The sequence below is a fragment of the Parendozoicomonas sp. Alg238-R29 genome (assembly GCF_947331445.1).
GTDB lineage: Bacteria > Pseudomonadota > Gammaproteobacteria > Pseudomonadales > Endozoicomonadaceae > Sansalvadorimonas.
In genome coordinates this window covers 1-7,747 of record NZ_CAMZOG010000131.1, presented here as the reverse complement: position 1 = coordinate 7,747, position 7,747 = coordinate 1, and the positions used below count along the sequence as shown (strand labels likewise).

Sequence of the window (7,747 nt, the reverse complement as noted above, 5' to 3'; positions counted from 1 at the left end):
CATTGGCTCAACCCACATTTATTGTGAACAGAGCCCATTGTTTAATGGAAGATACTGACTTTAAATTCCCACCGTGAAGGCTCTCAGGAAAACCCGTGGTTATTTCTTGTGGTTATGATGTGTCCGTTGCACTTCAATCCACTGCCAAGAAAATAATAATTTATGAAGCTATCTTCCCTGCTGCTTTTATTAACCAGTCTGTTTTGGCTGCCATCAGCTCATGCACAATCTGAAACCTGCGTCGGAGCCTACAATGACACTTGGTATCGTGGCGCTGTCAGTTGGCTTTGCCCTGGTGCTGGAACAGTCACATCATTTACAACAGCGAGTTTTCCTAACGACCACATTTCATCCCTGGAAATCCCTTCCGGTTATGCAGCAGAAATCTGTGAACATGGAAATGGTGGGGGTGAATGCCGCACTTATTTCTCCTCCGTACACAATATGGGTGACCTGTTTAATGACAAGGCGTCGTTTATCAGAGTCATTCGCTTTAACTACAACGACTTCTACATGATCATGTCTTCAGATCCACAATACCCTTGGAGCTGCGGCAATGGGCACAGTGACTGTGACGACGAAACCCTGGCCACCATCGATAATGAAGGCCAGGTTGCAGCAATGAATGCCCTCCTCCGCGATCTCGGGAGAGAACGTCTGGCTGGCTCAATTATTAATGGGGATCTCACTGCTTTTGGGCATGATTGGCAATTCGACAAATATCGCCAGTTCTATGAGAAAGATCTGAAGATCAATAACTACCCAGGCTTGGGCAACCATGACATTTCCAACAATGTAGACGACTGCGCTAGTAACAACTGTGCCAATCGGATGGCTTTGTACTTGATTGATCAGGTACGCAGTTTGAATCCGAAGCGCTTTGATCTGCATGAAGGCGATACATATTACAGGTTCCCCACTCGCCGCAAAGAGTACAAAAACAGTCTGGGGTACTCCTGGGAGATTGGGAATGTGCACTTTGTGCAGCTCAACAATTACCCTAAATACGAAAGAAAATGGAATGGCTGGAATCTTGGTTCAGCACGCAGGGATTACTTTGATCTTACAAGTGCAATGAACTGGCTAAAAACCGATCTTGCCGACGCTCACAGTCGCGGTAAGAAAATCGTACTGAATTACCATATTCCCACGAATTTTTATGACCCTGACTTCCAAAAGCTGATGAAAGATTATGATGTTTCTGCCATTTTTGCAGGACACTATCATTCCACCAATGGGATCTACAGAACCCTGAACAGTTTTCATGGAAGCGGTAAACATCTTCCGATTCTGCTAAGTGGAGCAGCTGTTTATAACAACTTCCTGCTGGTGAGATTCCGGGGAGATTCGATGGAGGTGCAACGTGTTAACAGCACCGGCAACGGCGCGTACACATTAACGGCTATTGGCAGTTTCCCACTTTATTAAGAGTTCATTTTTTGGTTCCAGGTAAGTCCTGAACACACCATTGTTCAGGGCTTATTAGTCACGCTCACTGTCATCTGGCCAGGCATTCATCTTTTCCAGAATAGTGCGCATCTCAGATTCGCTGGTAAACGGGATATGGATAAACCCCCCGCCAGCTATTTTGGAACTGGGTCGTATGGCAATTGGAGCACCAAACTTCCCGGTGGCAAGTTCTTCCAAACGCCTCAGATTGGCATCTTTGGTTCTGGGAATTGAGGCCTCTTTGTTTGTGTTCAGACTCTGAACTTCTGCCTCGAGGCGTCGAACCGACCAATTCATTCGAACACATTTTCGCGCCAGCTCTCTTTCCGTTGTCACCGAATGTTCATTGAGTCCAGCGATAGCTTTGCCATGCCCCTGCGAGAGCTTGCCACTTCGAAGCAGATCACGAACGCCAATATCGAGCTTTAACAAACGCACAGCATTCGCTATAAACACCCGGCTTTTACCCACACTGGCAGCAACCACCTGTTGCTTTAAGCCTTTATCCAATAGCGACTGGAATCCCTGCGCCTCTTCTATAGGGTTCAAATCGCTGCGTTGGAGGTTTTCTACAACAGTAATCACGTGGCATTGATCATCATCAAATGCACCGGTGATGGCCAGTACAGAATCAATCCCGGCCAGAAGAGTTGCCCGTACCCTTCTCTCCCCCGCCAGTATTTCATAGCGCCCATTGGCTTTCGGGCGCAGTATGACGGGTTGAATATTTCCTCCCGTCTGACGTAATGAATCAGCCAACTCTTGAAGCTGCTGCGGATCAAAATCCTGCCGGGGTTGATAACGCCCGCGATCACACAAATCCACCGGCACGCGCCCATGATCAATAGAAATCCCGGAAAACAGTTTGGCAGTCGTTTTTCCTTTGAACAGTTTCTCAGCGGCCTGCTGCTCCGTTTTATCGGCTCGCTGTGATATTGCAGTTTCCATGCAAACATTCCTTCTTTAACCACTTCAGCATAACGTCTGCGTGGAACTATTTCACTGTTTCACAGAAACCCAATACTGAAAAGTTTCACGTGTAACTTTTTCAGCAACCTTCACGTTGCTCAATAGAAGGGACATAAAAAATGGAGTTGCTCATGAGCAACTCCATTCCTTACATGACAATCTGTGCGTGCGGAGGGTTAGATAAACTACTTCCACCAAGCGAATAAAAGGCAAAATGGGTGTTGTTAAAAATGCCACTTCATAGGGAACTGAAGCATAGCCAGCATCGAGCCAGCAAAAAATGTCACCAGAACAAGGTGAGCCAACAGTGGTTAAGATGACAAGCAGGGGAATCCAGAAAAGGGCTTTGTGAAAACTTTCGGAGAGGGCAGAAAAACTGAAATGAGAATAATGAGAAAAGGAAAAAGTGCCGCCGGAAAGATCCAGCGACACAGTACTGTTATAAAGATTCTAAAACTTCATTCACTTCCAAACGGATTTCATCATCAAGGAAGTCAGGCAACTGAGTACTATCCAAAGTGATGGTTATCTTTCCGTCGAGAGTTTTCTTGATGTTACACACCTTTCTGCCTTTGCAGGTAATGGTACGTTTCATATCAGAAGACTTGGGCGGGTCAATCAGCTTTTTAAAGGCACTCTCTAACTGCTTATAACTGAGCTTTCCTTCACGAACTTTATCACTGTGTTCAATGGTGTAGGCAATACACTGTTCTCGAATGACCGGATCTTTATTGCAAGTATAAGTTCGAAGGATACGAGCAGTATGCATAGAAATTTTATGCATAGGATCCAGTTCACTGGAGACTTCTTCAGGAAGCTTTATGTAATTCATTAATTGAGAAAGTTTTGTTTTCTCAATACCTAGATGATCACACAAAGCCTGCTGTGTTGGGTAAAGACCAGTGTCCAAATAACGCTTGTAAGTTTTCGCGTCATCATAATTACTGGGATCTTTACGCCGGTTCTCCATTTCCTGTTCCAGTGCCGCTTCTTGATCAGAAAGATCACGCACCATACAGATCAGGGTTTTGTCAGCTCGTTTGCGAACGGCTTCCCAGCGCCGGCGTCCGGCAATCACTTCGTGGGTGATCAACTGTTCAGGATCTGTTGCTGATGGTCTCGGAGTCGCTAACTTGCGCACAAGAACAGGAGATTTCTGACCGCCAGCTGTATCAATGTCACGGCTCAGCTCTTCGAGAAACAAGGCATCTTCTGAGCGGTTTGCATACTGCCATGGTTCAATATTGAGGGCATTCAGCTTTAATAATCCAGTGCCGTTTACCTGAGTCTTTTCCAGATTGCTAATTTCACGACCATCATCAAAGACCAGTTCACCTTTTTCGGGTGTAAGAATGGTTTCAGGCTCTTTATTCAAGGCCTTCATTTCATCCTGAAAGTGGCGAAATGCTCCCGTTAACCTGGGTTTTGGTTTATTGACGGCAACGTCGCCCTGCCCCTGCAGTTTTGGTTTGGGTTTTACTGTCTCGCTCATATCAGGCCTGCTCCACCTGTTCGTCACTCATTTCCTTCTGGTGCCCCATGGCCGCTTCAGCCTGTTGGCTCCACAGGGCTTTCAGATCATCAATGATCTCATTGTTTACAGCGTCCATATGCTCAATAGCACGGGTATAGGTAGACTTGGATTTACTGCCGGGTTGACGATCATAAACACTGGACATACTGGAACTGGATCGTTCAACCTCAGCAGAGGCCGCCATGACACTCCCCATCACATAATCGCCATATAGCTCACGCAGTTGGGCTTCATTTTCAATCGCTGATTTGTTCCCAGAATGTTTGGTAATAAGAATACGGAGATACTCGAGTTTCTTTTTCTCTTCATAAAAAGCACCAGACAAACTGGTACATAACATAACGAACGAGGCATGATCGTAAGCAGACGGAGGCACAGGAATGACCAGGCCATTGCAGCAGGTGAGGGCGTTGAGAGTAATACTGCCCATATTGGGTCCGTTATCAACAATGATCAGGTCGTAATGATGTTTGACCAGATCAAGTGCCCGCTTCAAACGCAGAATAACCGGCCCCATAGTGCGTACATTATTAATATCGTTATTTGGCAGAGCCAATTCCAGATCCTGCAGGAACAGATTGGCCGGAATAATGTCGATACCCGGGAAATAGGATGTCCGCACAATTTTGCGAATGTACTCCGGGTTGTTCATCATCGCATTAGTCAGAACATCATCCTGATCCAGTTCCAGATCTGGAATAAATGGCCCGAGAGAAAACGAGCTGGAGGCCTGGGGATCAACATCCACAAGCAATACCCGCAAGCCATCAATTGCTGCTTTTTGAGCCAGGTGTACGCTTGAGGTTGTTTTTGCAACGCCGCCCTTAAAGTTAAGAACCCCAAGAATCATTGGCTCACTGCCTTCAGGGCGCACATACCGGGTGTCATAGTAGTCTCTCAACATATTGATATCGTTGAGAGTTAAAAAGTAATTCCCGTTTGGTTTTTTATTCAGCTGATCGGAAAAGTCACGACGAATCAAAGCATCAGAGCGACCAATTAACTTGCTGGCCTCTCGTAAGCTCCAGGTGCGTGCTTTTTTACGTTTCTCCGGCGAAATAATTTTGGTTCGAATTTCTTTCAAACGCTGATTGCCAATGGTAGAGAAATTGGCAAACAGACTGCCAGCATCATCTGTTCCCAGAGGGGCAGGTTCTTCTTCCAGGTACTGGGTCATAGTGTCAGAGGAGTCATCATAACTATCGGTTGGAAATGTCATGGATTGCACCACCATGTTTTCATGCGCATCAACGGGGGAGCTACTTTTTGATGGCTCACTACCAGACCCGGAACCTGTCACCTTTGAGGGCGACATTCTGGTGTCAGTTAGCTTCTCCTTGCTCATGAGCACTCCCTCGCATGCTGTAATGCTTGACACTATTTTCAGGCTTTTTACGAATATAGGCAATAGAAGATAAATATAACAAGTATTCGTGTTCGCACTTTCTCTAAAATTTTAAAGAAAGTGCGAACAGGCACAAGAGAAGCAGGTCATTTTTTAACCATATGTAAACTGTCGTGTAGTTTACATCCTGCTTCTCTAAGAAGCGTAGAGTTGCTCATGAGCAACTCTTTAGCAAAAGAGAGGTTCAAGCATACTAGGAACAGCAAAGTTGTTCATAGTCTTGAGATGAGTTCAAGAAGAAAAACAGGACACTAGAACAGTAAGGTTCTGAAAAAAAGACCCTAAAAATGTCGCCTTTAAGATAAAACAAAGGAAAACAGTCTTCTTATACAAAGTTTAATAAGAAAATCAAAAGTCCAATTGTGTTTCATTATGTAATAGATACTCTTTTCAAGAGGATTTTTAATAATAATTAGACAAAAAGTAAAAGCATTACCTGTTTGATGTATATAAAGGGCAAAACTCTTCTAGTTTTCCCTATATTACCCGCCAGTTGTCACCCATGACCCGCCAGTTGTCACCCATAACCCGCCAGTTGTCACCCATAACCCGCCAGTTGTCACCTATGACCCGGTAAGTGTCGCCTAAAAGAGCTCTAGCCCTTGCACCTGAAGGCTTGGAAAAAGCTTAATAATGCTTTAAGAAATAAATAAGGATTTTATAAGAGGAGGATAAAGATAAATAAGAGATAGAAAGAGCTATTAAAGTGTTCACAGGTGAAAAATCAGACTACAGAACCTGAATATCAATGAGACAAAGAAAAAGCACACAGCAAGTTCTACTTAAAAGTTATAGACACTAGCCTGAGCCAGTGAATTCCATTAGAGTGACAAGTGATAAGTGTAAATGTCACCCTTATACTCTGAACTAAATCATGTCCGAACAAGAAACCGAGCAGCTGGATTTGTTGGGTAGTAAACATAACATTATTACCAATGCCGAATACCGGATTGTTAAAGAGTCCAATGACTTCTACCGCGTACGGCACAACATGACCCTGAACCAGCAACGACTGGTTCTTTTTGCCGCGTCAGAAACACAGTTTCGTCGAGATGTCGCCACAAAGACGGATGATCCTGAAGATATCACCCTGTACATTCCCGATCTGGTCAAAGCACTGGGGGTCAGTTCAAAGAGTGCATACAATGATTTCTATACGGCCGGAAAGAACCTGGGCAAGGTGGCTTTTGAACGACGCCTCGCACCAGGCGAGTATGAAGTTATCAGCCTGATTGACAAAGCGCGTATCAGTAAGGGGCGTGGCCTGGTTCAGATAAAGTTTGGTAAAAGCGCTATGGATTTTTTTGGTGATATCTCTGATCACTATCACCGTTTTCAGCTGCGCCAAATTGCCTGTTTGTCCACGACTTACCAGATCAACCTCTACAGAGCTTTGAGTTCTGTGGAGAACACTCCCCATAAAACCCGGATGTTTTGGCTTTACAGCGAGTATCTGGAAAAACCAACAGATATGCTGTTACCCGATATCATGGGTTATAACCCGGAAAGCACGAAGTCCTACCAGCAATTTAAAAACGTCAATCGACGCATACTAAAACCGGCTGTAGAAGCTATAGGGCAACATACCGATATCACCAGTATTGAGATTGAGGAAATTCGCAGCGGCCGAAAAGTGGTAGGAGTAAAACTCAGTTATCGGATTGATTACAGTCGTCGAAGTTCTTTGCGTGCTGCTTCACAGGCATGGATGCACCCGCTTGAGTTTCACTTTTCTGTTAGTCACTACAAAGAGCTTTCTCCGGCACATCAAAAAGAATATGACCGTAAGGGTTTTGAAGCCGAATCTATCCGTGACATTTTCCATACCTTTGTTGAGCAGGAAGAAAGCCATGTGCGGTATGAGGTTTTGGATAAAGGACATGTATATCCTGATATCAGTACCATTGGCTGGTATATGGACTGGCTGGAAGAAAAAGGGCATCTCAAGCCTGAAGTCGATGGCGATAGCTGGATAGATCAAATATTAATGGAAGAGGGCAGGGGGCTTGCGCCTGAACAGTCTTTAGTGGCTGTGCGCTATGCCTCTCAGTTTTCCACGGCAAAAACTCTACCGCTTCCGGAGTGCTTCGAGCTGGATAATGCTCTCTACCTCTGGGCTAGTAACTTTTATCCATGGGTCGATGAAGAGAAAGAAACAACACGGTTTATCCTTCATGCCCGGGAAAAACAGTTAACGTCAAAGAACTGGGTCTATGCCTGGATGAAGTGGCTGGCAGGCAGTAGTCAGAACAATCATAAATAATCGAAGCGTTCAGGGGGATTGCGATCCCCCAAAATATTTGGGAAAAATAAGGGGCTTTCTCAGGTTGGCTGAAGAAAGTGAGGGGTTGAAACAGAAATAGCCTTCAGGCAAAGATTGATTTGAACGG

General features: G+C 45.0%; 5 protein-coding genes. 2 read left to right on the top strand and 3 right to left on the bottom strand.

Annotated elements, in window-relative coordinates; all coding sequences use genetic code 11:
• The first annotated feature begins 162 nt into the window (after positions 1–162).
• Positions 163–1,428 (top strand): metallophosphoesterase, encoded by a 1,266-nt coding sequence (locus QMA35_RS20350; RefSeq protein ID WP_281648980.1) that lies wholly within the window; start codon positions 163–165, stop codon positions 1,426–1,428.
• A gap of 54 nt (positions 1,429–1,482) precedes the next feature.
• Here QMA35_RS20350 and QMA35_RS20345 read toward each other — a convergent pair whose 3' ends face one another.
• From QMA35_RS20345 to QMA35_RS20335, 3 genes are all read right to left on the bottom strand, one after another.
• Entirely contained in the window at positions 1,483–2,397 is a 915-nt protein-coding gene (locus QMA35_RS20345) for a ParB/RepB/Spo0J family partition protein (RefSeq protein WP_281648979.1), read from the bottom strand.
• A 460-nt stretch (positions 2,398–2,857) separates the two neighbouring features.
• Positions 2,858–3,910 carry a ParB/RepB/Spo0J family partition protein gene (locus QMA35_RS20340; protein ID WP_281648978.1) on the bottom strand — a complete coding sequence of 351 codons (1,053 nt, stop codon included), beginning with the start codon at positions 3,908–3,910 and terminating at the stop codon, positions 2,858–2,860.
• Position 3,911: 1 nt separating this feature from the next.
• Positions 3,912–5,297 carry an AAA family ATPase gene (locus QMA35_RS20335; RefSeq protein ID WP_281648977.1) on the bottom strand — a complete coding sequence of 462 codons (1,386 nt, stop codon included), beginning with the start codon at positions 5,295–5,297 and terminating at the stop codon, positions 3,912–3,914.
• A 934-nt stretch (positions 5,298–6,231) separates the two neighbouring features.
• On the opposite strand from QMA35_RS20335, the gene QMA35_RS20330 reads away from it, so the two are divergent.
• Complete coding sequence (locus tag QMA35_RS20330; protein ID WP_281648976.1) at positions 6,232–7,620, top strand: replication initiation protein; 1,389 nt, start codon at positions 6,232–6,234, stop codon at positions 7,618–7,620.
• The last annotated feature ends 127 nt before the right edge of the window (positions 7,621–7,747 follow it).

Bases quoted from the DNA above. Each gene is read 5' to 3' on its own strand.
- QMA35_RS20350 (WP_281648980.1), top strand. From the start codon at position 163: ATGAAGCTATCTTCCCTGCTGCTTTTATTAACCAGTCTGTTTTGGCTG.
- QMA35_RS20345 (WP_281648979.1), bottom strand. From the start codon at position 2,397: ATGGAAACTGCAATATCACAGCGAGCCGATAAAACGGAGCAGCAGGCC.
- QMA35_RS20340 (WP_281648978.1), bottom strand. From the start codon at position 3,910: ATGAGCGAGACAGTAAAACCCAAACCAAAACTGCAGGGGCAGGGCGAC.
- QMA35_RS20335 (WP_281648977.1), bottom strand. From the start codon at position 5,297: ATGAGCAAGGAGAAGCTAACTGACACCAGAATGTCGCCCTCAAAGGTG.
- QMA35_RS20330 (WP_281648976.1), top strand. From the start codon at position 6,232: ATGTCCGAACAAGAAACCGAGCAGCTGGATTTGTTGGGTAGTAAACAT.